The 26,094-nt window shown below is 69.5% G+C and carries 24 protein-coding genes and 1 tRNA gene; 15 read left to right on the top strand and 10 right to left on the bottom strand.

Going from position 1 to position 26,094, the window contains the following annotated elements; genetic code table 11:
* The first annotated feature begins 120 nt into the window (after positions 1-120).
* The 6 genes from OG978_RS17260 to OG978_RS17235 are packed head-to-tail and all read left to right on the top strand — an operon-like array spanning position 121 to position 5,599.
* A complete protein-coding gene (locus tag OG978_RS17260; protein ID WP_442817700.1) occupies positions 121-1,371 on the top strand; it encodes an MFS transporter in 1,251 nt (416 codons plus the stop codon).
* Positions 1,368-3,692, top strand: a complete 2,325-nt coding sequence (locus tag OG978_RS17255; protein WP_326766091.1) for a molybdopterin oxidoreductase family protein — start codon at positions 1,368-1,370, stop codon at positions 3,690-3,692. Before OG978_RS17260 ends, OG978_RS17255 begins: the two co-directional genes overlap by 4 nt.
* Positions 3,693-3,699: 7 nt before the next feature.
* Positions 3,700-4,302, top strand: coding sequence for a 4Fe-4S dicluster domain-containing protein (locus OG978_RS17250; RefSeq protein ID WP_326766090.1), 603 nt, complete (start codon positions 3,700-3,702; stop codon positions 4,300-4,302).
* The gene (locus OG978_RS17245; protein WP_326766089.1) at positions 4,299-4,973 is read left to right on the top strand and encodes a QcrA and Rieske domain-containing protein; all 675 of its coding nucleotides are present in this window, start codon (positions 4,299-4,301) and stop codon (positions 4,971-4,973) included. The genes OG978_RS17250 and OG978_RS17245 overlap by 4 nt, the downstream gene beginning before the upstream one ends.
* Positions 4,970-5,368, top strand: coding sequence for a hypothetical protein (locus OG978_RS17240; protein ID WP_326766088.1), 399 nt, complete (start codon positions 4,970-4,972; stop codon positions 5,366-5,368). The genes OG978_RS17245 and OG978_RS17240 overlap by 4 nt, the downstream gene beginning before the upstream one ends.
* Before the next feature lie 21 nt (positions 5,369-5,389).
* Positions 5,390-5,599 carry a hypothetical protein gene (locus OG978_RS17235; protein ID WP_326766087.1) on the top strand — a complete coding sequence of 70 codons (210 nt, stop codon included), beginning with the start codon at positions 5,390-5,392 and terminating at the stop codon, positions 5,597-5,599.
* A 58-nt stretch (positions 5,600-5,657) separates the two neighbouring features.
* On the opposite strand, the gene mscL is transcribed toward OG978_RS17235, so the two are convergent.
* From mscL to OG978_RS17205, 6 genes are all read right to left on the bottom strand, one after another.
* Positions 5,658-6,170, bottom strand: a complete 513-nt coding sequence (gene mscL, locus OG978_RS17230; protein ID WP_326766086.1) for a large conductance mechanosensitive channel protein MscL — start codon at positions 6,168-6,170, stop codon at positions 5,658-5,660.
* A 123-nt stretch (positions 6,171-6,293) separates the two neighbouring features.
* Positions 6,294-6,791: an RcpC/CpaB family pilus assembly protein gene (locus OG978_RS17225; protein WP_326766085.1), complete on the bottom strand. Its 498-nt coding sequence runs from the start codon at positions 6,789-6,791 to the stop codon at positions 6,294-6,296.
* A gap of 350 nt (positions 6,792-7,141) precedes the next feature.
* On the bottom strand, positions 7,142-7,975 hold the full coding sequence (locus OG978_RS17220; RefSeq protein ID WP_326766084.1) for an S-methyl-5'-thioadenosine phosphorylase: 834 nt from the start codon (positions 7,973-7,975) through the stop codon (positions 7,142-7,144).
* Between the two features lie 95 nt (positions 7,976-8,070).
* Positions 8,071-8,433 (bottom strand): FmdB family zinc ribbon protein, encoded by a 363-nt coding sequence (locus OG978_RS17215; protein ID WP_326766083.1) that lies wholly within the window; start codon positions 8,431-8,433, stop codon positions 8,071-8,073.
* Positions 8,434-8,499: 66 nt separating this feature from the next.
* Entirely contained in the window at positions 8,500-9,783 is a 1,284-nt protein-coding gene (locus OG978_RS17210; protein ID WP_326766082.1) for an MFS transporter, read from the bottom strand.
* Between the two features lie 430 nt (positions 9,784-10,213).
* Positions 10,214-11,797 (bottom strand): potassium/proton antiporter, encoded by a 1,584-nt coding sequence (locus OG978_RS17205; RefSeq protein WP_326766081.1) that lies wholly within the window; start codon positions 11,795-11,797, stop codon positions 10,214-10,216.
* 297 nt (positions 11,798-12,094) lie between these two features.
* Here OG978_RS17205 and OG978_RS17200 point away from each other — a divergent pair, with 297 nt between their 5' ends.
* Entirely contained in the window at positions 12,095-14,845 is a 2,751-nt protein-coding gene (locus OG978_RS17200) for a penicillin acylase family protein (RefSeq protein WP_326766080.1), read from the top strand.
* Between the two features lie 32 nt (positions 14,846-14,877).
* Here the strand turns inward: OG978_RS17200 and OG978_RS17195 are convergent, their stop codons facing one another.
* Complete coding sequence (locus tag OG978_RS17195; protein ID WP_326766079.1) at positions 14,878-15,468, bottom strand: 5-formyltetrahydrofolate cyclo-ligase; 591 nt, start codon at positions 15,466-15,468, stop codon at positions 14,878-14,880.
* Between the two features lie 106 nt (positions 15,469-15,574).
* Between OG978_RS17195 and galU the strand changes: the two genes are divergently transcribed.
* The 7 genes from galU to OG978_RS17160 all read left to right on the top strand — a co-directional run bounded on the left by galU (position 15,575) and on the right by OG978_RS17160 (position 21,020).
* Positions 15,575-16,477: a UTP--glucose-1-phosphate uridylyltransferase GalU gene (galU, locus tag OG978_RS17190; protein ID WP_326766078.1), complete on the top strand. Its 903-nt coding sequence runs from the start codon at positions 15,575-15,577 to the stop codon at positions 16,475-16,477.
* Positions 16,478-16,481: 4 nt separating this feature from the next.
* Entirely contained in the window at positions 16,482-17,792 is a 1,311-nt protein-coding gene (gene glp / locus OG978_RS17185; RefSeq protein ID WP_326766077.1) for a molybdotransferase-like divisome protein Glp, read from the top strand.
* A gap of 123 nt (positions 17,793-17,915) precedes the next feature.
* Positions 17,916-18,416 carry a cyclic pyranopterin monophosphate synthase MoaC gene (moaC, locus tag OG978_RS17180; protein WP_326766076.1) on the top strand — a complete coding sequence of 167 codons (501 nt, stop codon included), beginning with the start codon at positions 17,916-17,918 and terminating at the stop codon, positions 18,414-18,416.
* Positions 18,413-18,937 (top strand): MogA/MoaB family molybdenum cofactor biosynthesis protein, encoded by a 525-nt coding sequence (locus OG978_RS17175; protein ID WP_326766075.1) that lies wholly within the window; start codon positions 18,413-18,415, stop codon positions 18,935-18,937. Before moaC ends, OG978_RS17175 begins: the two co-directional genes overlap by 4 nt.
* 17 nt (positions 18,938-18,954) lie before the next feature.
* On the top strand, positions 18,955-19,566 hold the full coding sequence (locus tag OG978_RS17170) for a GNAT family N-acetyltransferase (protein ID WP_326766074.1): 612 nt from the start codon (positions 18,955-18,957) through the stop codon (positions 19,564-19,566).
* Positions 19,567-19,723: 157 nt separating this feature from the next.
* Positions 19,724-20,848 (top strand): divisome protein SepX/GlpR, encoded by a 1,125-nt coding sequence (gene sepX / locus OG978_RS17165; RefSeq protein WP_326766073.1) that lies wholly within the window; start codon positions 19,724-19,726, stop codon positions 20,846-20,848.
* A gap of 98 nt (positions 20,849-20,946) precedes the next feature.
* Positions 20,947-21,020: transfer RNA gene (locus OG978_RS17160), tRNA-Ala, on the top strand.
* A gap of 255 nt (positions 21,021-21,275) precedes the next feature.
* On the opposite strand, the gene OG978_RS17155 is transcribed toward OG978_RS17160, so the two are convergent.
* Entirely contained in the window at positions 21,276-23,027 is a 1,752-nt protein-coding gene (locus tag OG978_RS17155; RefSeq protein ID WP_326766072.1) for a hypothetical protein, read from the bottom strand.
* Complete coding sequence (locus tag OG978_RS17150) at positions 23,024-23,935, bottom strand: hypothetical protein (RefSeq protein WP_326766071.1); 912 nt, start codon at positions 23,933-23,935, stop codon at positions 23,024-23,026. The genes OG978_RS17155 and OG978_RS17150 overlap by 4 nt, the downstream gene beginning before the upstream one ends.
* Before the next feature lie 51 nt (positions 23,936-23,986).
* On the opposite strand from OG978_RS17150, the gene OG978_RS17145 reads away from it, so the two are divergent.
* The gene (locus OG978_RS17145; protein ID WP_326766070.1) at positions 23,987-24,346 is read left to right on the top strand and encodes a helix-turn-helix domain-containing protein; all 360 of its coding nucleotides are present in this window, start codon (positions 23,987-23,989) and stop codon (positions 24,344-24,346) included.
* A gap of 212 nt (positions 24,347-24,558) precedes the next feature.
* Here OG978_RS17145 and OG978_RS17140 read toward each other — a convergent pair whose 3' ends face one another.
* Positions 24,559-25,218, bottom strand: coding sequence for a hypothetical protein (locus tag OG978_RS17140; RefSeq protein ID WP_326766069.1), 660 nt, complete (start codon positions 25,216-25,218; stop codon positions 24,559-24,561).
* Positions 25,219-26,094: the final 876 nt, after the last annotated feature.

Raw genomic sequence — 26,094 nt, 5'->3', positions numbered from 1 at the left:
GCCAGCACACCAGACGGTGTCGATCACGCCGAACGGGGCATGCCCCGGATGGGCGATCGGGCTCACCCAGCCGAGCCGTATAACAGGACCAACCATCACGTACGACCCTACGGTGACGGGGTGACCGAGCCGCCAGAAGCCTCCGCCGCAGCCGCGCAGCCCGCCCCCGGTGCACGCCCCGGCTCCACCGGAGCACCCGGCACCCCACCGCCCGCCGACCCGGGGACGACGGGCCCCGGGACGACCGACTCCGGGACGACCGACTCCGGGACGACGGGCTCCGGGACGACCGGCTCCGGGACGACGGGCCCCGGTCCCCGGACCTCTGGCCCCGGGACCGCCGGGCCCCGCTCTGTCACCGCCACCGCGACCGCGGCCGGTGTCATCGTCTCCGCCCTCCTGATCCTCGCGATCGTGTTCGGCAGCCGGCTGCTGGAGAACTTCGACTCCGCCCTTCTTCCGTACGCCGTCGCCACCGTCTTTCTCGCCTTCGGCGTCGCCTACCGCTACACGGTCTGGGTCTCCGCGCCCGGCGCCCGGCGGCTCTTCAAGCAGGGGTGGCGGAGCTTCTTCTCGGTGGCCAACTTCCGCAAGTCCCCCACCGCGCTGCCCCGGATGATCGCCACGTATCTGGGCTTCCAGAAATTCCTCGGCGCCCGCTCGCACGCCCGCTGGGCCGCCCATCAGCTGATCTTCTGGGGCTGCGTCCTCGCCGCCCTGATCACCTTCCCGCTGACCTGGGGCTGGTTCACCTTCACCTCCGGCAGCGGCTCGGGTCCCGGCTACGAGATGCGTATCTGGGGCTTCAAGATCATCGGATTCGACTCCCTGGACTTCCTGGGCTGGCTGATGTTCCACGGCCTGGACATCGCCGCCGTGCTCGTCATCCCCGGCGCCTCGTACTTCCTGTGGCGCCGGATGAAGGACCGTGGCGCCATCACCGGCCAGCGCTTCGCCTACGACCTGGTCCCGCTGATCGCTCTCATCGTCATTTCCGTGACCGGCCTGCTGCTCACCTTCTCGTCGATCTTCCTGCACGGCGGCGGATACGAATTCCTGGCGGTCCTCCACATGGTGTCGGTGGTGTTCACCCTCATCTACATCCCGTTCGGGAAGTTCTTCCACATCGTCCAGCGCCCGGCCGCGGTCGGCATGCAGCTGTTCAAATACACCGCCCGCCAGGACCGGGAGGTCTTCGGCTGCCGTCGCTGCGAGGAGCCCATCGACACCGGGCCCTATGTCGAGAACCTCCGCGGCACCATGCGCGACCTCAGCCTGGACTTCGACGAGTGGGCCGAATACTGCCCGCGCTGCAAGCGGGTGCTGCGTGGCAGTGCCTATCTCTCCCACGTGAAGAAGGGCTTCAAGTGACCGCGGATCCGCGTGCGGCCGACCCCCGTACGGCCGTCCCTCTCGACCCCTCGCTCGCCCCGCCCGGGACCCGCGCCTTCCGGGACGCGGGCGGTATCCCCGCCGACCGGTGGCACGCCGACCAGAACGGCGAGACGCTCGTCCCCACCCACTGCTGCTTCTGCGGGGTGCAGTGCGGGATGTATCTGCGCGTCGACCGTGGCGGCAAGGTCTTCGGCGTCGAACCCCGCAACCACGACATCAACCGGATGCGGCTGTGCCCCAAGGGAATCAACGCGTACCAGCAGGTCAACCACCCCGACCGGCTCACCGCCCCGCTGATGCGCCGCTCCCGTGACGAGGACTTCCGCGAGGTCTCCTGGGACGAGGCGCTCGACTTCACCGTCGCCGAGATCAAACGCATCCAGCAGAGCTACGGGAACGACGCCTTCGGGCTCCTCGGCGGCGCCAGCCTCTTCTCCGAAAAGACCTATCTGGTCGGCAAATTCGCCCGGGTCGCCCTCAAATCCCGGCACGTCGACTACAACGGCCGGCTCTGCATGGTCAGTGCTGCGGGCGCCAATAAACTCGCCTTCGGCATCGACCGGGCCGGCAACCCCTTCTCCGACATCCTGCTCACTGACTGCCTGCTGATCGCGGGCTCCAACGTCGGCGAGTGCTTCCCCGTGATGACCCAGTACGTGTGGGGAGCCCGGGACCGCGGCGCGAGCCTGATCGTCGTCGACCCGCGCGAGACGGCCATCGCGCGGACCGCTGACATCCACGTCGCCCTCAAGCCCGGCACCGATTCGGCCTTCTTCAACTCCGTGCTGAACGTGGTCATCGAGGAGGGGCTGACCGACGAGGCCTATCTCGCCGCCCACGCCACCGGCTGGGAGGAGGTGAAGGCCAAGGCCGCCGAGTACCCGCCGTCCAGGGCCGCCGAGATCTGCGGCATCCCCGCCGAACAGATCGTCCAGGTCGCCCGCGCCTTCGCCCGCGCGCCCAAGGCCATGGCCTGGCACGCCCGGGGCATCGAGCACCACTCGCAGGGCGTCGAGAACTGCCTCACTGTGATCAACCTCTGCACCGCCACCGGCCACATCGGCAAACCCGGCGCCGGCTACGGCACCATCACCGGCCAGGGCAACGGGCAGGGCGGCCGTGAGCACGGGCAGAAGTCCGACCTCCTGCCCGGCGGCCGCTCGATCATGAACGAGGAGCACCGCAGGCAGATCTGCGAGATCTGGGGCATCGAGGAATCCGAACTCCCGCCCGCGGGCACCTCGATGATGGAAATGGTCTGGCAGATGCAGCGCCGCGAGATCCGCGGCCTGATCGGCATCTGCAACAACCCCTTCGTCTCCCTGCCCAACTACAGAGTGGTCAAGGAGGGTTACGACGCCACAGAGTTCCACGCTCAATTCGACTTCTTCCTTTCCGAGACCGTTGCCAACGCTCATGTCGTCTTCCCTGTCACCACCTGGGCCGAGGACGAAGGGGTGATGGCCAACGCCGAGGCCCGGGTGGTCAAGCACAACAAGGCACAGGACCCGCCGCCCGGCGTACGGACCGACACCTGGGTGATGTGCGAACTTGCCCGGCGCCTCGGCACGGGCGACAAGTTCGCCTTCGCCGACTCCCGCGCAGTCTTCGACGAACTGCGGACCGCCTCCGCCGGCACCGTCAACGACTACTACGGCATCACCTACGAGCGGCTGGAGGAGACCGGCGGAATCGCCTGGCCCTGCCCCTCCACCGACCACCCCGGCACCCCTCGGCTCTTCGAGGACGGCCGGACCTACCACCCGGATGGCAAGATCCATCTACAGGTCGTCGAATGGCACCCGCCGATGGATCCGTACGACGACGAGCACCCCATGTCGCTCACCACCGGGCGCACCGTCGCCCACTTCCTCTCCGGCAACCAGACCCGCCGTCTGGGCGCCCTCGTGGAACAGACCCCGCGTCCCTGGGCCGAGCTCCATCCCTCCCACGGCTTCCGCAACGGCGAACCGGTCCGCGTCGTCACCCGGCGCGGCAGCGAGGTCTTCCCCGCACTGGTCACCGAGGCGATCCGCCCCGACACCGTCTTCATCCCGTACCACTGGCCCGTCCCCACCGCGGCCAACGCCCTCACCATCGATGCCCTCGACCCCCGCTCCAAGATCCCCGAGTACAAGGTGTGCGCCTGCCGTATCGAGCACGCCGAGAAGATCGACGAGGTCCCCGCACCTCCCGTCGCACCCGGCCATGTCGCCTACCCGGAGACCCAGGTCTCCCGTACCGACCCGCTGCCGCCCACGGCTCCCCAGGGGCGCGGCACCTCGGAGAGGAGCTGATCGCCGCATGATGGGCAGAACGATCTTCATCGACCCGGGGCGCTGCATCGGATGCCAGGCCTGCGTCTCGGCCTGTCGGGAATGCGACTCGCACCGGGGCAAGTCGATGATCCACCTCGACTACACCGACGAGGGCCAGTCGGTGGCCTCCCTTCCCACGGTCTGCATGCACTGCGAGGACCCGGTCGCCCCGTGCGCCGAGGTGTGTCCCGCCGACGCCATCCTGGTGACCGCCGACGGTGTGGTGCAGCAGGCCGACACCACCCGCTGCATCGGTTGTGCCAACTGCGTCAACGCCTGCCCCTTCGGCGTCCCGAAGATCGACCTTCAGGCGAAGCTGCAGATGAAATGCAACCTCTGCTACGACCGCACCGCCTACGGCCTCGCCCCCATGTGCGCGACCGTCTGCCCGACCGGAGCGCTGTTCTACGGGACCGTCGAGGAGCTCCAGGCCGAGCGCCCCGGCGTCCAGGTCGCCGACACCTTCACCTTCGGCCGGAGCGAGGTACGCACCGGCGTGGCCATGGTCGTTCCCGCCGACAGGGTGCAGTGGCCGGTGCCGGGCGGCCTTCCCGTCGTCGAGATCAACGGGAAGGACGTCCGCCGATGAGCGTCACCGACCAGTCACCCTCCGACCAGCCGCTCTCCGGCGATCCGCGCGAAGCCCTGCACGACCGGATCGCCGCCGACTCCCTGACCACCCGACGCGACTACCTCCGGATCGTGGCGACCGTCTCCGGCGGACTCGCCATCGGCAGCCTGGGCGTGGCGGGCGGAATCCTGCCGCGCCACGGCGACCCCGACGATGCCAGGACACCCCCGCCGAAGAGGATCGCCGCCCAGCTCCTTCCCGGCGAGTCCCTCGCCTTCCACTACCCGGACGAAGAGGACAAGGCGGTCGCTGTCCGGCTGGACGACGGCAACCTCGTCGGTTACTCCGCGATCTGCACCCATCTCGCCTGTGCCGTGCTCTGGCGCAAGGACCGCGGTTCCGAGGGCGAGCTGTACTGCCCCTGTCATGAGGGGGTCTTCGACGCCCGCACCGGTGAGGTCACCGCCGGGCCACCGCCCCGTGCGCTGCCCAAGGTGGTCCTCACCGAACAGGCCGACGGCAGTATCTGGGCGATCGGCACGACCCGCTCGGGCGAGAGCATCGAGCGCGGCCTGTGCCGTCAGCTCAGCGAGGACCGCCCGGACCTCGCCTCCCGTATCGGCTGTCCCGCCGTCAAGGGCGGCGGCGCGGAGGCACCCGAGGCCGAGACCCCTGGCGGGCGGACATGAGCGACGCCCGGCAGCCCCGCAACCAGGAGCCCTCGGAGTACCCGGGGTACCCGGAGTACCACCCGGGAAGTGCTCGCCCCGAACTCAACCGGCCCGTCCACGAGCGTTACCCGCAGATCCGCGCCACCAGCGGTTACGGCGACCCCCGAGTCCGCCACACCGGCCCCGGTCCGGGGGCCGGCACCGACCAGGAGCCCGAGCGGACCTCGAAACTGACGGCCCGGCTGGTTCTCGCCATGACGGTGGTCATCGGACAGCTCTGGGGCCTGACCGTCATCATCGACGCCTGGATGGAGGGCAACACCGGCGGCACGGCCTGGTGGGGCGCCGGCTTCCTCTGTCTGTCGTTCCTCGTCGTCCTCGGACTGTGGCTGATCGACCCGAAGGATCGCTGACCACCGCCGTACCCTTGATGTATGAGCACCGCCCCTGCCCCCGGCCCGCGCGATTCGAAGCCCTCCCAGCCGGACCGGCCGAAACCGAAACCGGCTCTGATCTTCGACGATCCGCTGGACCAGCAGTCCGCGGACGATACGGACCGAGGGTGGGGCGAGCGGGCCCCGGCCGGTGGCAGCGCCGCCGATTTGGCGCGCTTCCTCGACGAGAAGCCGCCCCACCACATCTGATTCCCCGCTCCGTGGTGGTCCGGCGGCGTTGCTGCCGGTTCTTGCGCTGTGTGTCGCGCTACTCGTCGTGACCCCGGCCGGGGGTCTGGCCGGGAGTCTCGCCCGTCGAGCCGCCGCCGCGCTGCGAGACGAGGGCGTCGCGGATCTCCTTCAGCACCTCCAGCTCGCTCACCTCCAGCGTCTCCTGCACGCCTTCCTTCGCGGCCTGCATGGCCGCCCGCTTGGCGAGGTACTTGGCCATGGGCAGGACCATCAGGAAGTAGACGACGGCGGCCGTGATCAGAAAGCTGAGGGTGGCGCTGAGCACCGAACCCCACAGGATCCGGATGCCCTCGGTCGTCTCGCCCCTCTTCGGGTCCGTGATGCACGGGCCCTTGAGGCAGGAGCTGTAGCCCTCCAGGTCCTTGGTGCCGAACGCACCGACCAGCGGGTTGATGACTCCCTTGACGATCGAGTTCACGATCTGGGTGAACGCGGCGCCGATGACGACGGCGACCGCCAGATCGATCACATTGCCGCGCATCAGGAAGGCTTTGAACCCTTCCAGCAGACTGACCTTCTTCTCGCTCACAGGTGAGCGTTCCTTCGCGTGTGCCGTAGGCGGAGCAAACCCCTCCGCAACTTACGGCAGTACGCGTCGAATCCACCCAATCTGCGGGTTTGGCAAGGTGACTTGACCGGTCATCAGTACGCATCAGCACAGGGACACCGCCAGTTGGGACGAGATACTCGCGCCGGCCAGTGCGGTGGCCGTGTCCCGGGGGACCGACAGCACGATCAGTGCACCGTCCTCCGCGGAGCCCTCGGAACCCTCTGTCGTGGCCTGCGGCACCTCCGCCACCCGTGCGCCTTTCGCCAGCACCCGGACCCCGGAACCGGATCCGGTCCCGGTCTCCCCGGCAGCGATCACGTCTACGTGGTCACCCGGCCGCAATAAGCGCACCGTCCCCGCATCCGCGATCCGGACCGGCGCCGCGGACATCAACCGAGCCGGTCGCCGCGCCCGCTCCGGCGCCGCCCCGGCTGTCCCCCCGGCCCCCACCCCGTACGCGGCGTCGCCGCCCGCGCCCGCGCCGTCACCGCCCAGCCCCGTGGCGGCGAGCGCGGCAGCCGTCACGGCCAGCCCGGCCGCGAGGGCACGGCGCTGCAGCCACAACGCCCGCCGCAGCCGGTGCCCACCACCTCCACGCACCCGCAACGGTCCGAACGCGGGTACCCCACAGACCGGGGGCGCTGCTGACGGAGACGGCAACGGCAACGGCGAGAACGACGGGGATGACACGGACGACGGGGAAGTCGCAGGCGACCCGGACAACGCGGATGACACGGGCGACCCGGACAACGCGGACGACGCGGACGACGGAAACATGGTCGACACCACCTGCCATGAGGAGTTTCGGACGAACACCCCTCACGATCCACCGTCCGCGAGATTTCCGCCGAAGCCTGTGGAGAGCCCCGGAGTTGTGGACAACTCCGTCACCCACTCACGCCGCAACCGACCCACGCCCACCTCGCCTGCGGCCGTCCCTCACCTACCCGCTAAGGCAGCTCGATCCCCGGCTTGAGCCCGTCCAGCGCATGCGGGCACGGGCAGTCCCGGTCCGCCTCCGTGGGCAGGGCGGCCACCACGTCGAACAGCACCGCCCGCAGCCGGTCCACGTTGGCCGAGAACACCTTCAGTACATCCCCGTGCGAGACGCCCTCGCCGGCCTCCGCGCCCGCGTCCAGGTCCGTCACCAGGGTCATCGTCGTGTAGCAGAGGCCCAGTTCGCGGGCGAGGACGGCCTCCGGGTGACCGGTCATCCCGACCACCGACCAGCCCATCGCCGCATGCCAGCGCGACTCCGCCCGGGTCGAGAAGCGCGGCCCCTCGACGACCACCAGCGTCCCGCCGTCCACCGGTTCCCAGCTCTTCGCCCGAGCCGCAGCCAGCGCCGCCCTGCGCCCCTCGGGGCAGTACGGATCGGCGAAGCCCAGATGCAGGACGTTCGGCTCCGCCCCGTCGGCCCGGGTCTCCCCGTCGTAGTACGTCTGCGTCCGGGCCTTCGTGCGGTCCACCAGCTGGTCGGGCACGAGCAGGGTGCCTGGCCCGTACTCCGGACGCAGGCCGCCCACCGCGCACGGGCCGAGCACCTGACGTACACCGACGGAGCGCAGCGCCCACATGTTGGCCCGGTAGTTGATGCGGTGCGGCGGCAGATGGTGGCCGCGTCCGTGGCGGGGGAGGAAGGCGACCCGGCGGCCGCCGACCTCGCCGAGGAAGAGGGAGTCGCTCGGCCGTCCGTACGGGGTGTCCACGCGCACCTCCGTGACGTCCTCCAGGAAGGAGTACAAGCCCGAGCCGCCGATGACACCGATCTCTGCGTTCACCATGCGATCACATTAGCGGCGCGGAAAAACGCCGGGAGCCCCGCCGTACGGATCGGCGGGGCTCCCGGTGGAAGTGCGCTGTGGAAGTGCGGTTCGGCTCAGGCGGCCGACGTGCCGCTCGTCGAGGACGAGGAGGACGACGAGGACGCCGAAGAAGAAGAGGAAGCGGACGACACGGACGACTTCGAGTCGGATCCCGTCGACGCCGAAGACGGCGAGGAATCGGACGAAGCGGAACCGGACGCCTTCGCCGAGGACGAAGCCGGCGTGCTGCTCGACGACGAGCCACGGCTGTCGTTCCGGTAGAAACCGGAACCCTTGAAGACGATGCCGACCGCCGAGAACACCTTCTTCAGGCGTCCTTCGCAGCTCGGGCACACGGTGAGGGCGTCATCGGTGAACTTCTGCACCGCCTCGAGGCCCTCGCCACATTCGGTGCACTGGTACTGATAGGTCGGCACTTGCTCCTCCTGGCACTCTGACTCAATGAGTGCTAACGACGCTCCATACTGACGTATTCCGCAGCATCAGTCCACCGTGACCGGCTTCCGGTGACCGACACCACGTGCCACGGTCCGTCCCGGGGCGGCGGGCGCGAGCCTCGAACGCAGTCCCACCAGGGTGATCAGCGCAAGTACGGTCCCCACGAGCGGCACCACGAATCCGGTGCTGGCCCCGTGGGCGTCCGCGAGCCGCCCGGCGACCGTCACCGCCGCCGCCTGGCCGAGCGCGACCGAGCCCGTCAGCCAGGTGAACGCCTCGGTCCGGGCGGACCCCGGCACCAGAGCCTCGACCAGTGTGTAGCCGCTGATCAGGGCCGGGGCGATGGAGAGCCCGACCAGAAGTCCGAGCCCGGCCAGCAGTGGCACCGAGTGCACCGCCCACAGCCCGGACGCGGTCAGGGTGAGTGCCGCGTACCCGACGATCAGCCGACGCCGCGGCCCGCTCTTCCAGGCGATGGCGCCGCAGGCGATCCCGGCGAGCATGTTGCCGGCCGCGAAGACGCCGTACAGCAGGCCGTTGGCTCCCGGGCGGCCGATCTCCTCGGCGAACGCGGTCAGCGAGACCTGCATGCCGCCGAAGACCGCGCCGATCCCGAGGAAGGCCACCGCGAGCACCCGCACACCGGGCACGGAGAGGGCGGAGGCGTGCCGCTGGGAGGTGCCGGACGCGGCGTTGCGCACCGCGGGCTGGGTACGGCGCTGCGCGGCGAAGAGCAGCCCGCCGACCAGGGTCAGCGCGGCCTCCGTGATCAGACCGGCCGCCGGGTGCACCCCCGTGCACAGCGCGGTGGCGAGCACCGGGCCGATGACGAAGGTGAACTCGTCCGTCACTGATTCGAAGGCGGCCGCGGTGGACAGCAGCGGCGAGGCCTCGCGGTCCGGTGTCGCACCGAGCACGGCCGCCCAGCGGGCCCGCACCATCGGCCCGACCTGCGGAACGGACGCACCCGTAGGCACCGCCGCCACGAACAGCGCCCACAGGGGCGCGTCCGCCAGCGCCAGCACCGTCAGCGCCGAGACGGACGCCGCGTGCACGAGGACGCCGGGCAGCAGCACGGCGCGCTGGCCGAAGTGGTCGGCGAGCTTGCCGGTCTGCGGGGCGAACAGGGCCATGGCTACACCGGTCACGGCGGCGACGGCGCCCGCGCTGCCGTACGAGCCGGTGGTGTGCTGGACCAGGAGCACGATGCCGATGGTCAGCATCGCGAAGGGCTGCCGTGCGGCGAAGCCCGGAAGGAGAAAAGTCCACGCACCCGGGGTGCGCAGCAACTGCCCGTAACCGGGGCGGTCGGTGACCGTGGACGCCACGGTCCATGCCTTTCTGCCGCCTGGTGGCCGAGCTCCCGCGGGACGGCCCGCACGGATGGTGCGGGCTCGTTCGTGCGGGTGCTGCCGAGAGCTGTCCTCTTCGCGCGGAACTGCGGTAGATGCCGGGCGCTCAGCAGAGGCGGAGGACGCCACGACCGCCATACGGTCGCGCCAGCTCTGCGTCAGGCAGAGTTGGTCGTTCAGGTTGGTCGATCGGGTCGATCGGGTCGATCGGGTCGATCGGGTCGGTCGACCCCGTCACAGGGGTCGACCGGTTCCCTTCACGATACAGGCAGAGGCCCTTGTGCACCTGTGAATGTGCGCAAGGACTCCACCGACGCCTCGGATCGGAAGTTCCGGCAAGGTGCGCCCTTGAGGCCCGCCGAGGCCCCTGGAAACCGCCCGCCAGGACCCGCCGAGGCCCGCGCTCTCAGTGGCGCGTCTTTTTCGGTCCGCCGGTCTTGCCCAGCTTCTTCACGGCCTTCAGCGCATGTGCCACGTCGTGCACCACATCGTGTGCCGCATGGGGCCCCGCGAGGCTCTCGCCACCGCTGCTGCCCCCACTGCCACCGTTGCCGCTTCTGCCGCCGGCCCCCAGCCAGCCCGCGAGCTTGCCGCCCTCGCCGACCGCGTGCAGCCGTTCCTCCGCCGCGTCGCGCACCGGATCGGTGGCGACCACCAGCAGCTCGTCGCCGCGCCGCAGCACGGTCGAGGGCGCCGGTACGAAGCTCTTGCCGTCCCGCACGACGAGGGTGACGGCGGCCCCGGCGGGCAGTCGCAGCTCCCCGACCTCCACACCGTGCATCTTCGACCGGCCGGGGATCGCCACCGACAGCAGATGGCCGCGCAGCCGCTCCAGCGGCGCCGACTCGATGCCCAGGTCGGCGGCCTCGGCCGGATCGTCGGAGATCTTCAGGGCCCTCGCCAGCCAGGGCAGGGTCGGCCCCTGGATGAGGGTGTAGACGACGACGAGGACGAAGACGATGTTGAAGATGCGAGTGGAGCCCTCGACCCCGGCGACCATCGGAATGGTCGCCAGGATGATGGGCACGGCGCCGCGCAGGCCCGCCCAGGACATGAGCGCCTTCTCCTGCCAGGGCAGCCGGAACGGCGCCAGCGAGATGAAGACCTCCAGCGGACGCGCCACCACGGTCAGTACCAGTCCCACGATGATCGCGGGCCAGAAGTCGTCGAGCAGATCGTGCGGCGTGACCAGGAGACCGAGCAGCACGAACATGCCGATCTGGGCCAGCCAGCCGAGCCCGTCGGCGAAGCCGCGGGTGGCGGGCCAGTGCGGCAGCTTGGCGTTGCCGAGGATCATCGCGGCCAGATAGACGGCGAGGAAGCCACTGCCGTGGACCAGGGCGCCCGCCGCGTACGCGGACACCGCGATCGCCATCACGGCGATCGGATAGAGGCCGGACGCGGGCAGCGCCACATGGCGCAGCCCGTACGAGCCGAGCCAGCCTACGGCGATACCCATGGCCGCGCCGATCGCGAGCTCCAGCGCTATCTCGCCGACCAGTACGTACCAGCTGTCCACCGGCCCCTTGGTCGAGAAGGCGACCACCAGGATCACCACAGGGGCGTCGTTGAAGCCGGACTCGGCCTCCAGCACACCGGTGACCCGGGCGGGCAGCGGCACCTTGCGCAGCACGGAGAAGACCGCGGCGGCGTCCGTCGACGAGACGACCGCGCCGATGATCAGCGACTGCCGCCAGTCCAGGCCGACCAGGTAGTGCGCCCCGGCCGCCGTGACGCCCACGCTCACCGCGACGCCGACCAGCGAGAGCATGACCGCGGCGGGCAGCGCCGGTTTGATCTCTTTCCACTTCGTGCCGAGGCCACCCTCGGCGAGGATCACGACCAGTGCGGCATAGCCGATGACCTGGGTCAGTTCCGCATTGTCGAACTTGACGTCGAAGATGCCGTCCTGCCCTATGGCGATCCCGATGCCGAGGTACAGGAGCAGGCTGGGGAGCCCGCTGCGGGACGAGATGCGCACCGCCGCCACCGCGACGAGCAGTACGAGTGAGCAGACGAGCAGGAGTTCGTTGAGCGTGTGGACAGACAGTGGCCGTTCCTTCCCTGCGTACGCCTGCCGAGTCGACCGGATCGACCCTCGGCATCGGCCATTGGCGGCCGGTACTTCGTTACCTTACCTAATCTTTAACGTTTTCTTGATGCCCTCGAGTGTTCGTGCGATCGCTACGCAATTCGAACCATCCCGATACCGCGTCAGAGCCGTCCCGGCGCTGCGCCTATGGTTGCTCCTGCACTCCCAGGACCACCTGCCCCTCGAAGGACAGCGATGCCCGCCAACGAAACCGCCTCTTCCGCCTCCACCGGTTCCGCCGGTGCGAAGACCGGCAGGAAGAAGGGGCGACGTGCCCGCCTGATCGTGATCGTTCTGGTGCTGGCGCTTGTCGCGGGTATCGGTTACGGGACGTTCTGGTCCGTATCCACCGTGCGCGCCTCGTACCCGCAGACGACCGGGTCGACGAAGCTCGACGGCCTCGACGGCAGCGTCGACGTCAAACGCGACAGTTACGGAATCCCGCAGCTGTACGCGGACTCCGATGCCGACCTCTTCCGCGCCCAGGGCTTCGTCCAGGCGCAGGACCGCTTCTGGGAGATGGACGTCCGCCGTCACATGACGGCCGGCCGGCTCTCCGAGATGTTCGGCTCCGGACAGGTCGAGACGGACTCCTTTTTGCGCACGCTGGGCTGGCGCAAGGTCGCGCAGGAGGAGTACGACAATGTCCTGTCCGAGGACACCAAGAAGAACCTCCAGGCGTACGCGGACGGCGTGAACGCCTACCTCAAGGGGCGCGACGGCAAGGACATCTCCGTCGAGTACGCGGCCCTCGGCTTCACCAACGACTACAAGCCGACCGAGTGGACCCCGGTCGACTCGGTCGCCTGGCTCAAGGCCATGGCCTGGGACCTGCGCGGCAACATGCAGGACGAGATCGACCGCTCGCTGATGACCAGCAGGCTCGACGCGAAGCAGATCGAGGACCTCTACCCGGCGTACCCGTACGACAAGCACCGGCCGATCGTCGACCAGGGTGCGATCTCCTCGGTCACCGGGAAGTTCGACCCGGACGCGACCCCGTCCGACAACATCGGCTCGAACACCGCGCAGGGCGCCACCGAGGGCCTGAACACCCAGCTCTCCTCGCTCTCCGACACCCTCGACCAGATCCCGGCGCTGCTCGGCCCGAACGGCAACGGCATCGGGTCCAACTCCTGGGTGGTCTCCGGCGACTACACGACGACCGGCAAGCCGCTGCTCGCCAACGACCCGCATCTGGCGCCGCAGCTGCCCTCGCTCTGGTACCAGATGGGCCTGCACTGCCGCGAGATCACGGCGAAGTGCCAGTACGACACCGCGGGCTACACCTTCTCGGGCATGCCCGGCGTGATAATCGGTCACAACCAGGACATCGCCTGGGGCTTCACCAACCTCGGCGCGGACGTCACCGACCTCTTCCTGGAGAAGGTCTCCGGCGACGGCTACCTGTACGACGGCAAGGTCAAGCCCTTCACCACCCGTGAGGAGACCATCAAGGTCGCGGGCGGCAAGGACCGGACGATCACCGTCCGCGAGACGAACAACGGCCCGCTGGTCTCCGACCGCAGCAGCGAACTGGAGACGGTCGGCCAGAAGGCTCCCGTCACCAACTCGGCCCCGGACCGGGCCGACGGCTACGCGGTCGCCCTGAAGTGGACCGCGCTGGAGCCCGGCAAGTCCATGGACGCCGTCTTCGAGCTGAACCGGGCCAAGGACTTCAAGACCTTCCAGGCGGCGGCCGAGCACTTCGAGGTCCCGTCGCAGAACCTCATCTACGCCGACACCGACGGCAACATCGGCTACCAGGCGCCCGGGAAGATCCCGGTCCGCCTCGACGGCGACGGGACGATGCCCAGCCCCGGCTGGTCCTCGAAGTACGGCTGGGAGAAGGAGCCGATCCCGTTCGACGAACTGCCCTACGAGTACAACCCGAAGCGCGGCTACATCGTCACTGCCAACCAGGCGGTCATCGACGAGGAGAAGTACCCGCACCTGCTGACCAAGGACTGGGGCTACGGCAGCCGCAGCCAGCGGATCGACGACCTCATCCAGTCGAAGATCAAGGGCGGCGGGAAGATCTCGACCGAAGACATGCAGAAGATGCAGATGGACAACACCAGCGAGATCGCCGCGCTGCTGGTGCCCGAGCTGATGAAGATCAATGTCTCGGACAAGAGCGTCCGCGAGGCGCAGAAGCTCCTGGAGGGCTGGGACTACACCCAGGAGTCCGACTCGGCCGCGGCCGCGTACTTCAACGCGGTCTGGCGCAACATTCTCAAGCTGGCCTTCGGTAACAAGCTGCCCAAGGAGCTGCGGGTCAAGGGCGAGTGCCTCAACGTGCCCCGGGCCGACGGTTCGGGTCCGGTCGACGAGCAGGACAGGCTGGTGCGCGAGTGCGGCCGGCGGGACGCGGACTCCGCCCAGCCCGACGGCGGTGACCGCTGGTACAAGGTGGTCGCCGACCTGATGGACGACCAGAACAGCGACTGGTGGAAGGCGCCGAAGAGCGGCCGGGACGAGCCGATCGAGAACCGTGACCAGCTCTTCGCCCGCGCCATGGAGGACGCCCGCTGGGAGCTGACCGCCAAGCTCGGCAAGGACATCACCACCTGGAGCTGGGGCCGGCTGCACCAGCTGACCCTGAAGAACCAGACCCTCGGCACCGAGGGCCCCGGTCTGCTCCAGCGGGCCCTCAACCGCGGCCCGTGGAACCTCGGCGGCGGGGAGGCCGCGGTGAACGCCACCGGCTGGAACGCGGCGGGCGGCTACGAGGTCGTCTGGGTCCCGTCGATGCGGATGGTGGTCAACGTGGGGGACTGGGACAAGTCCCGCTGGATCAACCTCACCGGCGCCTCCGGGCATGCGTTCAGCGCGCACTACACCGATCAGACGGACAAGTGGGTCAACGGTGAACTGCTCGACTGGTCCTTCGGCACGAACGCCGTCTCCAAGTCGACGACCGACACCCTGACCCTCAAGCCCTAGGGCCTGTCCGGCCATGATCCGCCGGACAGGCCCTAGCGGCCCTGACGGCCCGTCCGGCGGGTCATGGCCGGTGTCACCACCACGTCGACGGGGTGGTCGTGCGGTTCCTCCGGGACCCGCGCGACCACCTCGTCGTCGTACAGCAGGACGACCAGCGCCGGACTCGCCCCGGCCGCGGCGAGCCTGGCCAGCACCCGGTCGTAGCTCCCGCCGCCGCGGCCGAGCCGCATCCCGCGCCCGTCCACCGCGAGGCCCGGCAGCAGGACCGCGTCCGCCTCCAGGACCGCTTCGGGGCCGAGCCGCCCGCCGTCCGGCTCCAGCAGTCCGCGGCCGGCCCGGACGAGACGATCGGCTCCTTCGTACGGCGCCCAGTCCAGATCGTTGTCCGCGAGGAGCACCGGCAGCAGCACCCGCACACCCCGGCCGCGCAAGGCGTCCAGCAGGGCGCGGGTGCCGGGCTCACTGCCCACCGAGACGTACGCGGCGACGGTACGGGCCCCGGACAGCTCCGGGAGATCCAATGCGCGCCGGGACAGAACCACCGCGGCGTTTTCCACGTCTTCCCTGGTCAGAAGGCGCCGTGCGGCCAGCAGTTCACGTCTCAGAAGCGCCTTTCGGGACATCTCTGTACTCAACGGGCACCCCTGGATCTCTCACATGTGCGTATAGGCGTACAAAGTTAACCGGAGCCTCATCTTCCTCACATACGCACCGGTTATGGTTCTGCGCATGACTCAGTCGCACCCCAGGATCAGCAAGGCTGTCATTCCGGCCGCGGGGCTCGGTACCCGCTTCCTGCCGGCCACCAAAGCCACTCCCAAGGAGATGCTGCCTGTGGTCGACAAGCCCGCGATCCAGTACGTCGTCGAGGAAGCCGTGACCGCCGGCCTCTCCGACGTACTGATGATCACCGGCCGCAACAAGCGCCCGCTCGAGGACCACTTCGACCGCAACTACGAGCTGGAGTCCGCGCTCACCCGCAAGGGAGACGCCGAACGGCTCAAGAAGGTCCAGGAGTCCAGCGACCTGGCCACCATGCACTACGTCCGGCAGGGCGACCCGCGCGGCCTCGGCCACGCCGTGCTGTGCGCCGCACCGCACGTGGGGGACCAGCCGTTCGCGGTTCTCCTCGGCGACGACCTGATCGACCCGCGCGACCCGCTGCTGGCCCGCATGGTCGAGATCCAGGAGCGCGAGGGCGGCAGCGTCATCGCGCTGATGGAGGTCGCGCCCGAGCAGATCCACCAGTACGGCTGCGCGGCCGTCGAGCCCACCGCCGAGGGCGATGTGGTGCGCATCACCGGCCTCGTCGAGAAGCCCGAAGCGGCCGAGGCGCCCAGCAACCTCGCCATCATCGGCCGCTACGTCCTGGACCCCGCCGTCTTCGAGATACTGCGCAGGACCGAGCCGGGCCGCGGCGACGAGATCCAGCTCACCGACGCCCTCCAGCTCCTCGCCGAGGACGAGAAGATCGGCGGCCCCGTGCACGGTGTCGTCTTCAAGGGCCGCCGCTATGACACCGGTGACCGGAGCGACTACCTCCGTGCCATTGTCAGACTCGCGTGCGAACGTGAAGACCTGGGCCCGGACTTCAAGACCTGGCTCCGCAGTTACGTCACCGAGGAGATGTAGCACTTTGAGCAGCACGATGTGGTCGGTGGACGAGCACCTGGCAGACATTCTCGAAGCGGTGCGCCCGCTCGAACCCATCGAGCTGCAACTGCACGATGCCCAGGGCTGCGTCCTCGTCGAGGACGTCATGGTGGAGATCGCCCTGCCGCCCTTCGACAACAGCTCGATGGACGGGTACGCGGTCCGCGTCGCCGATGTCGAGGGCGCCGACGAGGAGTTCCCCGCGGTGCTCACCGTCATCGGCGACGTCGCGGCGGGCAGCGACGGGCTCCCCGGCAACCGGAGCGTCGGCCCCGGCGAGGCCGCCCGCATCATGACCGGCGCCCCGCTGCCGGCCGGTGCCGAGGCCGTGGTCCCGGTCGAGTGGACCGACGCCGGTACGGGCGGCGGCCCCGCCGACACCATGCGCTCGCACCGGGACGCCCCGGAGGCCGCGGGCGGCGAGGTCCGGGTGCACCGCCCCGTCGAGGCCCGCGCCCACGTCCGGGCCCGTGGCAGCGACGTCAAGCCGGGCGATCTGGCGCTGAGCGCGGGATCGGTCATCGGCCCGCCGCAGATCGGCCTGCTCGCCGCGATCGGCCGCTCGACGGTGAAGGTGCGGCCCCGGCCGCGCGTCGTCGTCATCTCCACCGGCAGCGAACTGGTGCAGCCGGGCGAGGAACTGACCGGCGGCCGGATCTACGACTCGAACAGCTTCGCCCTCACGGCCGCGGCCAAGGACGCCGGAGCGATCGCCTACCGGGTCGGTGCCGTCACCGACGATGCCGACACGCTCCGCGCCACGATCGAGGACCAGCTGATCCGCGCCGACATCGTCGTCACCACCGGAGGCGTCAGCGTCGGCGCGTACGACGTCGTCAAGGAAGCCCTCTCCTCGGTGGGCGACGAGGACGAACCGGGCAGCGGCATCGACTTCCGCAAGCTCGCCATGCAGCCGGGCAAGCCGCAGGGCTTCGGCTCGATCGGACCCGAGCACACACCGCTGCTGGCGCTGCCGGGCAACCCCGTCTCGTCGTACATCTCCTTCGAGCTGTTCGTACGGCCCGCGATCCGCACCCTGATGGGCCTGCAGGACGTGAACCGCCCCACCGTCCGGGCCACGCTGAACGCCGACAAGGCACTCACCTCACCGTCCGGCAGGCGCCAGTTCCTGCGCGGTACGTACGACGCGGAGGCCGGCACGGTCACCCCCGTCGGCGGCGCCGGATCGCATCTGATCGCCGCACTCGCCCAGTCGGACGCGCTCATCGTGCTGCCCGAGGACGTCACCTCCGCCGAGCCCGGCACGGACACCGAGGTGATCCTGCTCCGCTGATCCGGGGGCGGTGGCGGTACGGTGTCTGGCGCTGTGCCTTCCCGGGGACACCCCCGGGCCCCGGGCCCGCACCCCGGTGCGGGCCGAGCGGGCAACCGGCGCCCTACCGCGAGGCGGAGTTAGTTGAGTACGCAGAACAGGCTGACGCACATCGACGAGGCGGGCGCGGCCCGCATGGTCGACGTCTCGGAGAAGGACGTCACCGCGCGGGTGGCCCGCGCCAGCGGCCGGGTTCTCGTCTCGCCGCGCGTCGTCGAGCTGCTCCGCGGCGAAGGAGTCCCCAAGGGCGACGCCCTCGCGACCGCCCGGATCGCCGGGATCATGGGCGCCAAACGCACCCCCGACCTGATCCCGCTCTGCCACCCGCTGGCCGTCTCCGGCGTCAAGGTCGACCTGAGCGTCGCCGACGACGCGGTGGAGATCGCGGCCACCGTGAAGACCACGGACCGCACCGGCGTCGAGATGGAGGCCCTGACCGCCGTCTCCGTCGCCGCGCTCACCGTGATCGACATGATCAAGGCGGTCGACAAGGCGGCGGTCATCACGGACGTACGGGTCGAGTCGAAGTCGGGCGGCAAGTCCGGCGACTACCGGCGCACCGGGGCGGACGGAGCGGACACGTGACACCCCCCGGGACGTCACCGGCCCCGTCCCCCTACCGCGCCCTCGTCGTCACCGCCTCCAACCGCGCCTCGGCCGGCGTCTACGCCGACAAGGGCGGCCCCTTGATCTCCGGGGCGCTCGCGGACCTCGGCTTCGCCGTCGACGGCCCGCAGGTCGTGCCCGATGGCGACCCGGTCGAGCAGGCCCTGCGCGCCGGAGTGGCCGCGGGGTACGACGTGATCGTCACGACCGGCGGTACGGGCATCTCGCCCACCGACCGCACCCCCGAGGCCACCCGCCGCGTCCTGGACCACGAGGTCCCCGGCATCCCCGAGGCGATCCGCGCCGAGGGCCGCGACAAGGTCCCCACCGCCGCGCTCTCCAGGGGCCTCGCGGGCGTCGCGGGCCGCACGCTCATCGTGAACCTGCCGGGCTCCACCGGCGGGGTGCGCGACGGACTCGCCGTCCTCGCCCGTCTCCTGGTGCACGCCGTCGACCAGTTGCGCGGCGGCGATCACCCCCGACCGGGGAGCCCGAGCTGAACGTCTCGACCTGGCCGGTGGTCCTCAGCGACGGCGAGATCGTGCTCCGGCCGATCAAGCTGCGCGACCAGCGCATGTGGCGCGAGGCCAACCGGCGCAACCGCGACTGGCTGCGCCCCTGGGAGGCGACCGTGCCGCCGCCCGCCCCGGGCGGGCCGGTGGCCCAGCGTCCCACGTACCGTCAGATGATCCGCCATCTGCGCGCCGAGGCCAACGTCGGCCGGATGCTGCCCTTCGCCATCGAGTACGAGGGCCGGCTGGTCGGCCAGCTGACGGTCGCCGGGATCACCTGGGGCTCGATGTGCTCGGGCCATGTCGGCTACTGGGTCGACCAGGAGGTGGCCGGTCGTGGTGTGATGCCGACCGCGGTCGCCCTCGCCGTCGACCACTGCTTCCGCACGGTCGGACTGCACCGCATCGAGGTGTGCATTCGCCCGGAGAACGGGCCCAGCAGAAGAGTCGTGGAGAAACTGGGATTCCGCGAGGAAGGCCTGCGTCCGCGCTATCTCCACATCGACGGTGCCTGGCGGGACCATCTGATCTACGCACTCACCGCGGAGGAAGTACCGGACGGGCTGCTCCGGCGCTGGCACCGGACGCGACCCGGAACGCCGCGGGAAATAAAATGAGTGTTCGATATTGATCGGCAGTTGACAGTTGACGGACGCACAAACACCCACGGTTGATCTGAACAATCACAAAAAAGTCCGTGATATCAGCCGGATCGCGCGACACACCGGGCCAATTGGCGGATGCCCCCGCGCAAACCCCTCTACGGTGTGAGATGTGAGCAGCAGCGGCCTCATCTACGCAGTCATCGTCGGGGCCTGGGCCGCCTACTTGGTGCCGATGTGGCTCCGCAGGCAGGACGAGCTCAACGAAGCCCGTCCGACGGAACGCTTCAGCACCGCCATCCGGCTGCTGTCCGGACGGGCGGCGATGGAGCGCCGGTACGCCAAGGAGTTGCGGGAGCGCACTGCCGAGGAGGCGGAGCCCGACGCCGACCCGGACGTCGCCACGGACCGAATGGACTCCGTGGACGTCCGGGCCTTCGCCGCGCCCGACGCGCACACCGAAGCCCGGGTGTACGACCCGGCGCGCGCGCCCGAGGAGCGCCCCGAACCGGCACAGGCCCAGGCACAGCCTTCCGCGCGGCGCGCACGCCAGCGCCCCGGCGGAACGGACGCCGAGCGCGTCCGGCGCGCCCAGCGCCTGCAGGTCCTCGCGCGCCGACGGCGCACCACCGTCGTCCTCTTCCTGGCCTTCACTCTCGGCGCGGTCGTCGCGGCGGTCGGCGGCCTCCACTTCCTCTGGGCGCCCGCGGTTCCGGCCGTGCTGCTGAGCACGTACATCGTGCATCTGCGGGCCCAGGAGCGGCGCCGGTTCGCCTTCACCATGGACCGGCGCCGGGCCGAGGTGGCGGCGCAGCACCTGCGCGAGAGCCGCACCCGCAGGCACCAGCCGGCCGCGGCGGCCCCCGCCGAGCCCGACGAGGAGCCCGAAGCGCGCCGCCCCGAGCCGGAGCCCGCGCCCGCGGTCTCCCCGCAGGAGGCCGGCCGCCGCGCCCTGGTCGAGCAGACGGACCACGCGGAATGGGTCGACCAGCAGCGCGAACGCGGCAGGGTCCAGGGCGACAGCTGGGAGCCGGTCCCGGTCCCGCTGCCGACCTACGTCACCGCCCCGGTCGCCCCGCGCGCCACGGGCGGCGTCGAGGTCGGCAACCCGGAGACCTGGAGCGCGGCCCGTTCCAGTGCCGCCGAGCCCACGGGCACCTCGCACCCCGTGGCGCCCCCGGTCGACCCGGCGCCGCGCCAGCGCACCAACCAGTCCCGCCGTACCCGCGACCGTGGCCGGACCCCGCTCTTCGACCAGTACGAAGACGGGGAACGCCCGCGAGCCGCCAACGAGTGAGCCCCCTCCGGGCCACGCTGCGTCGCAGCCTCGGCTGACCAGCACGGACCGGATTTCCGAGCACCCTGTGCGGGGTGCTAGAGTTTCACTCGTTGCAAGGGCCTGTGGCGCAGTCTGGTAGCGCACCTCGTTCGCATCGAGGGGGTCTGGGGTTCAAATCCCCACAGGTCCACCGCACGGGCCGTTCACGAGTTAGCTCGTAAACGGTTCACGAAATCCCGTCCAGTCGATTCAACTGGGCGGGATTTCGTGGTTTTCAGGCTTGGTACGACGCGGATGCCGCTCGGGGAAGCCCGGTTCGGTGCCGTGGGCACGGTGAGCGGAGCTGGCTGTGGCTGTGGGGGCATGGCGAAGCGGCCGCAGGACCCGGGTGGTCCTGCGACGCGCTGATGGCTGTGTGGTTGTGCCTGCTTCGCCGACGCTGCTTCTACGGTTCGGGCGGCGGGGCGGAGCTGTTCGACTCTGGGTCTTCGTACGGGTCCGGAGTCTCGGGGATGTCGCCGAGGGTGTAGTTCTCTTCCTTCCACAGGCGTTGGTCGCGCAGGAAGGACTCGATGGTCCTCAGGTTCTCGACCATGAGTTGGATGGCGCTCAGCAGAGTCTGAGTGACACGGCCTCGGCTCTGGCGCTTTTCGCGGGAGTGCAGGAACGTGTCGACGTTCTTGGCGCGGCCGTTGAGTCCTTCGACGTGGCTGCGCAGGCTGCGGTAGGCGCGTTGCCAGGCTTCTCGGCCCCAGGGCAGGTCCTGGCGGAGCTTGGGCATGATGTCGACCGGCACGGTGATCGTAGACTGCTGGCAGATGGCCGGACGCTGGTGGGCGGGTCGTTCCGGTGGGCGCACGGTCGGCCTGGCGTCCGGATGGGTCTGCCTGGCACGGCGGTTGGTCAGGTCGATGGTGTGGGGCTGGGCGCGGGCAGGGCGGCGTGGTGTGTGATTGCGGCGCCGGTGAACGCCGGAGGTGTCGCGTTCCTGGGCCCAGGGGCAGGTGACGCGGGGACTCGTGCCGGCGGCAGGGCACTGTCGGCGTTCCAGACCGCGGTGGTTGGCGGACTGTTTCAGCGGGAGGACGTAGGGGTCTGCCTCCAGCATCTCGGGCAGGAGCTCTTCGCGGGTTTTGCTCTGCTTGGCGGCGGCCATGCGGTGGTAGGTGTCGATGATCCGCTGTGGGGTGTGGGGGCAGAGCAGATCGCCCGCGATGGCGATGGTGCCTTCGACGGCGTTCTTGTCCTTGCGGACCATGGTGATCTTGTAGTCCAGGACCGGTTTGTACCCAACGGCCCGTACGGGGTCGTGGAAGTTCTCGACCTTGGCGTCGGAATAGGCGAGGTCACCGGCCAGGTACCCCTGTACGGGCCACAGGCGCTTGACGATCTGGAGCAGGCGGACGGCCTGGGGGCCGATCTGCTTACCGGGTGTGTGCAGGGACATGCCCATGCACAGCTGGGGGTATCGGCCGGTGAGGGACGGTTCGGTGTGACCGGCGACCAGCAGGGTGGCGCTGTAGCCGAAGGTCTTGTGGCCGCCGCCGGAGACGTGAACGCCCGCGCTCACCTCGAGCGAGGCACGACGCCGAGTGCTGTGGCGTGCCCAGGTGGGAATGGCGGTGGCGTCCACCGACAGGTCACCGGCCCAGTTGTCCATCAGACCGCGGGCAACAGCGGTGCGTACCGGCGTGAGTACCAGCTTGTTGGCGATGCGCGACAGGACTGGCGTCGAGTCGTGATGCTTGCGGTGCAGCCAGGCACGCCGGTAGGTGACGGCCTGATCGCGCGGCATGCGGGTACGGCGGTCGTGGCGGGCCGGGTCAAGGACCGTTGTGATGCGCGACCAGGCATCGTAGAAACGCTTCGCCGACGCACGCGTCGCCTCGATGTCCGTGCGGTCGACTTCCGCCAGTCCGAAGTACCTGAGCCAGGGCTTGCGCAGACGGAACTGCACGCACTCCCAAGCGTCGTCCACGTTGGTGCTGCGAAGCTCCCGTGCCGCCAACACCATGCCGACCAGCACGGTCTCCGACCGAAGGCCACGAGGGCCGGGGCGGCGGGCCTCCAGAACCGCGAGTTCGTCCAGGACTCCGCTGGCCCGGACAAGGTCGACGACCTGTCGCACCAGGCGGTCGTTCAGTTGGGAGGGGTGTGGTGAGGGGGCGGGCCGGTGCTGCCCGCTGCGGCGCTTCACGCCCAGCCCCGCAGCATGCGCACGGCGGCGTCCCGCGAGATCGCCGGTACCCAGGCCATGTAGGGGGCGAGCGCGGCGGTCGTCTTCATGCCTGCCGCGCGGGCCACCAGGTCGGCCGGTACGTGGTCGCGCAACAGGGAAACGAGCCAGGTGGCGCGCAGGCGCCGGGTGTCCAGGGTGGGAACCTTCGGGTCGCCGGGGCTGGTGCGCTTGACCCAGTTACTGATGGCGTTCTTCGGGTACGGGACCTGCCGGTCGGGTGCGTACAGGTAGTTGTCCCCGGCGGTCTGGACGAGTTCGGCGAGCGTCTCTTCCCACAGCGAGCGGCACACGATGAGCCGGTCGGTGCCTGGGACGTGGACGACGACGGCGTCGCTGGGCAGCACGTGGATGTCGGTGCCGCGCACGGCGAGGATCTCCTTGGGAGACAGTCCGCACCCGGCGCCGAGCGCCAGCAGCGCCTTGGCGTTGCCCCAGCCGGTAGGGGCCGGCGGCAAATTGTCGGACCAGACGTCCAGGCGGGTCAGGTCGCTGGTGCTGTAGGGCTCGGCGCGGGAGCGGTCCCCGCTCAGGTGAGGGCGGGGCGCTTCACCGCGCTCGACCCAGACGAGGGTCTCCCGTACGCGGGCCAGGATCGACGCGTAGGTCTGCGTACTGTTCGGAGCGATCTCGGTATTCATCAGCAGCGAGCGGGTGATGGTGCCCTGCTCCAGCCAGACGGCTGGATCGCGCGCCAGTCCCGCGCGCTCGGCACTGATGGCGAGGGTTGCCATCACGCCCAGCACAGTGGTGAGCCGGTAGGGAACGTGGTCGGCGACGGTGGCGACGACCATCCGCACACCGTCGGCCACCACCTCCCACTCGGGAGGTGCGTCCTTGGGGCGGTACCGCAGGATTGCCTGACTCATCTCGGTCTCCAGCGCGATGCACCACGAATAGCGGCTGAACAAATAGCCGCATTGCTCGACATAGTGCACATCAACCTGGAGGAGCGCATCTCGATGCCCGGTGGCACCCAGCGCAGTACGACGCCGAGGGACCTGGCCACGGACCCGGACGCATGGCCCCACGCGACCGTGGTCGGTCACCCGCAGGCGCGGGTCGTCCAAGCGCTCGCCCGCACCCTCGGGGAGAGGCTGGAGGAGCAAGGGCTGAGCCTGCGGCAGGCCGCCGTCCTTACGGGGGTCAACCGGCAGGCGATCGTCAATCTGCTCAGCGGAATCAGCTGGCCCGACGTCGTCACGGTGAGCTTGCTGGAGGACGGGCTCGGCGTCGCGCTGTGGCCGGGGGCTGTGAGGCCCGCCTCGGCGGAATGCTGATGATTTCGGCAGATTAGCCGACACGAAAGCCTACTTTCTATGCCATTAGTAAGCAAATGGCATGCAGAACTAGGCCACGCGATCCCAGTGGACGTGGTGTCGACTAAACTGGGATTCACGTGAACCATGATCAGGGGCACGTAACGGTGCCGCCGGAGGGCAATCCGGCGGCACCACCCCTCTCACACAATTGATCAGAGGCGCGTTCTAGGTCAGGCAGCCTCGGCCTTCAGAGGTGTCGGCAGCTCCCGGGCCACGGCATAGGTAGCGGTGGCGACCTTCTCCACGCGCCCCTTGCCGACCAGTCGGTTGAGCGCGGTGCGCACATCCTCGTTGGGCCGCTTGGAATTTCCGAGCTTCTCGGTGCGCCCCTTGGCCCGCAGAAGGCCGATGGTCTCGACTACCTCATCGACGTGCATGGCGCGGTCGGAAGTGGCGAGGATCGTCATGATGAAGTCCTGCAGGCTGTTGGACTCGTCGTCCAGGAGCTCGTCCAGCGAGGCCGACGCATCGCTGGACTGACGCGGGCACTTCTGCGGTTCCTGGCTCTGCTGCGGCACGGAGAGTTCCGCCACTGGGATCTCCGAGGTGAGGAACGCGGGGGCGGGACCGTGCGGCACTGCGCGGTCTTCCTGCTCTGCGGCCCCGAGCGCAGGAAGGCGGGCCTCGACGAACTGGTACATCGTCTCGGCCTGCTCCAAGCCGTGCTCCTTGCCTGCGAGCCGATCCTGAAGTTCGGCGACTCGGCCTAGAGCTTGGGTGAGCTCGACACGCAGCGCGGCGCAGTCCGCCCGCCGCTCGTCCCGGTCCTGGCGTATGAGAGCCAGTGCATCGACGAGCAGATCGGAGCGCCTCTCTGCTCCGTGCGTCATGTGATCTCCTGTGTCTGGCGTTGCCTACAGGCACACCCTACGGGGTTCGCCAGGCAGAACGGAATGTGGTCTTCCATTCTGTAGGTATTACGGAACGTGTCCATGTGGTTGCGGTCTCGCGCGGCTTAAAGTCAAGGCTGGCCTCGACTGTCCCGGCTCGCCACGCAGGCGATCAGGGTTGCGGCGGGGGTTTCGAGCTGGTGCACGAGGCCTGCCAAGGGTGGCCAATGGTGTTGAGCACGACATCGTCGGCGCGGTGGAACCAGAGGCTTGGAGGAGTAAGTCGGCGGTCACGAGGGTTCATGACCGACGATTCGGCGACCCTTCGTGGCCTAAAGATGGCTCTTCCCGCCGTAGTGCTGGCCAGTTGAGAGCTGGAGCTGGGCGCGGTGTAGGCGTCCCGCGCCCCGAAGCCCTTTGGTGACGGTGCGACATCCCCAGCACCTCGCATCAGAAACGGCGGACGCGCTGGGGTTCCGCGCACTTCACCCGTAGCGCGCTCGCTGTTGGCCACCGTCCAGGCCGGAAGCCGAAGAGGATTACACCAGTAGCCAACGCTGCGCCTCGAGGTGCTGATCGACGCCGGTTGGGTGCCCCGATTTCACGCTCTTTGGTGGTTAAAAGCCCTGTCGAGACATGGCCATATCAAAGCCGTGACGCTGAACGCCTTTGGCGCGTTCTTTACCTATTCGAAGACAACAGCTTGTGTGTAGCTTGTGAAGGTCCGCATGGGGAGTGTGGGCGTCATGTGTCGTCTGTGACTCATGAGGGGGATAGGGAGGGGCGGCGTGCGTATGCGCGGCGAACGGCTTGGGACAGGTGTGTCTGCACGCTGGCGAGCACTCACGATCGGGGTACTCGGGTTGGCCCTGTCGG

This window comes from Streptomyces sp. NBC_01591, assembly GCF_035918155.1.
In the GTDB taxonomy this organism is placed as follows: domain Bacteria; phylum Actinomycetota; class Actinomycetes; order Streptomycetales; family Streptomycetaceae; genus Streptomyces.
The sequence above is the reverse complement of the archived record's forward strand: the minus strand, read 5'-3'. Positions and strand labels throughout refer to the sequence as shown.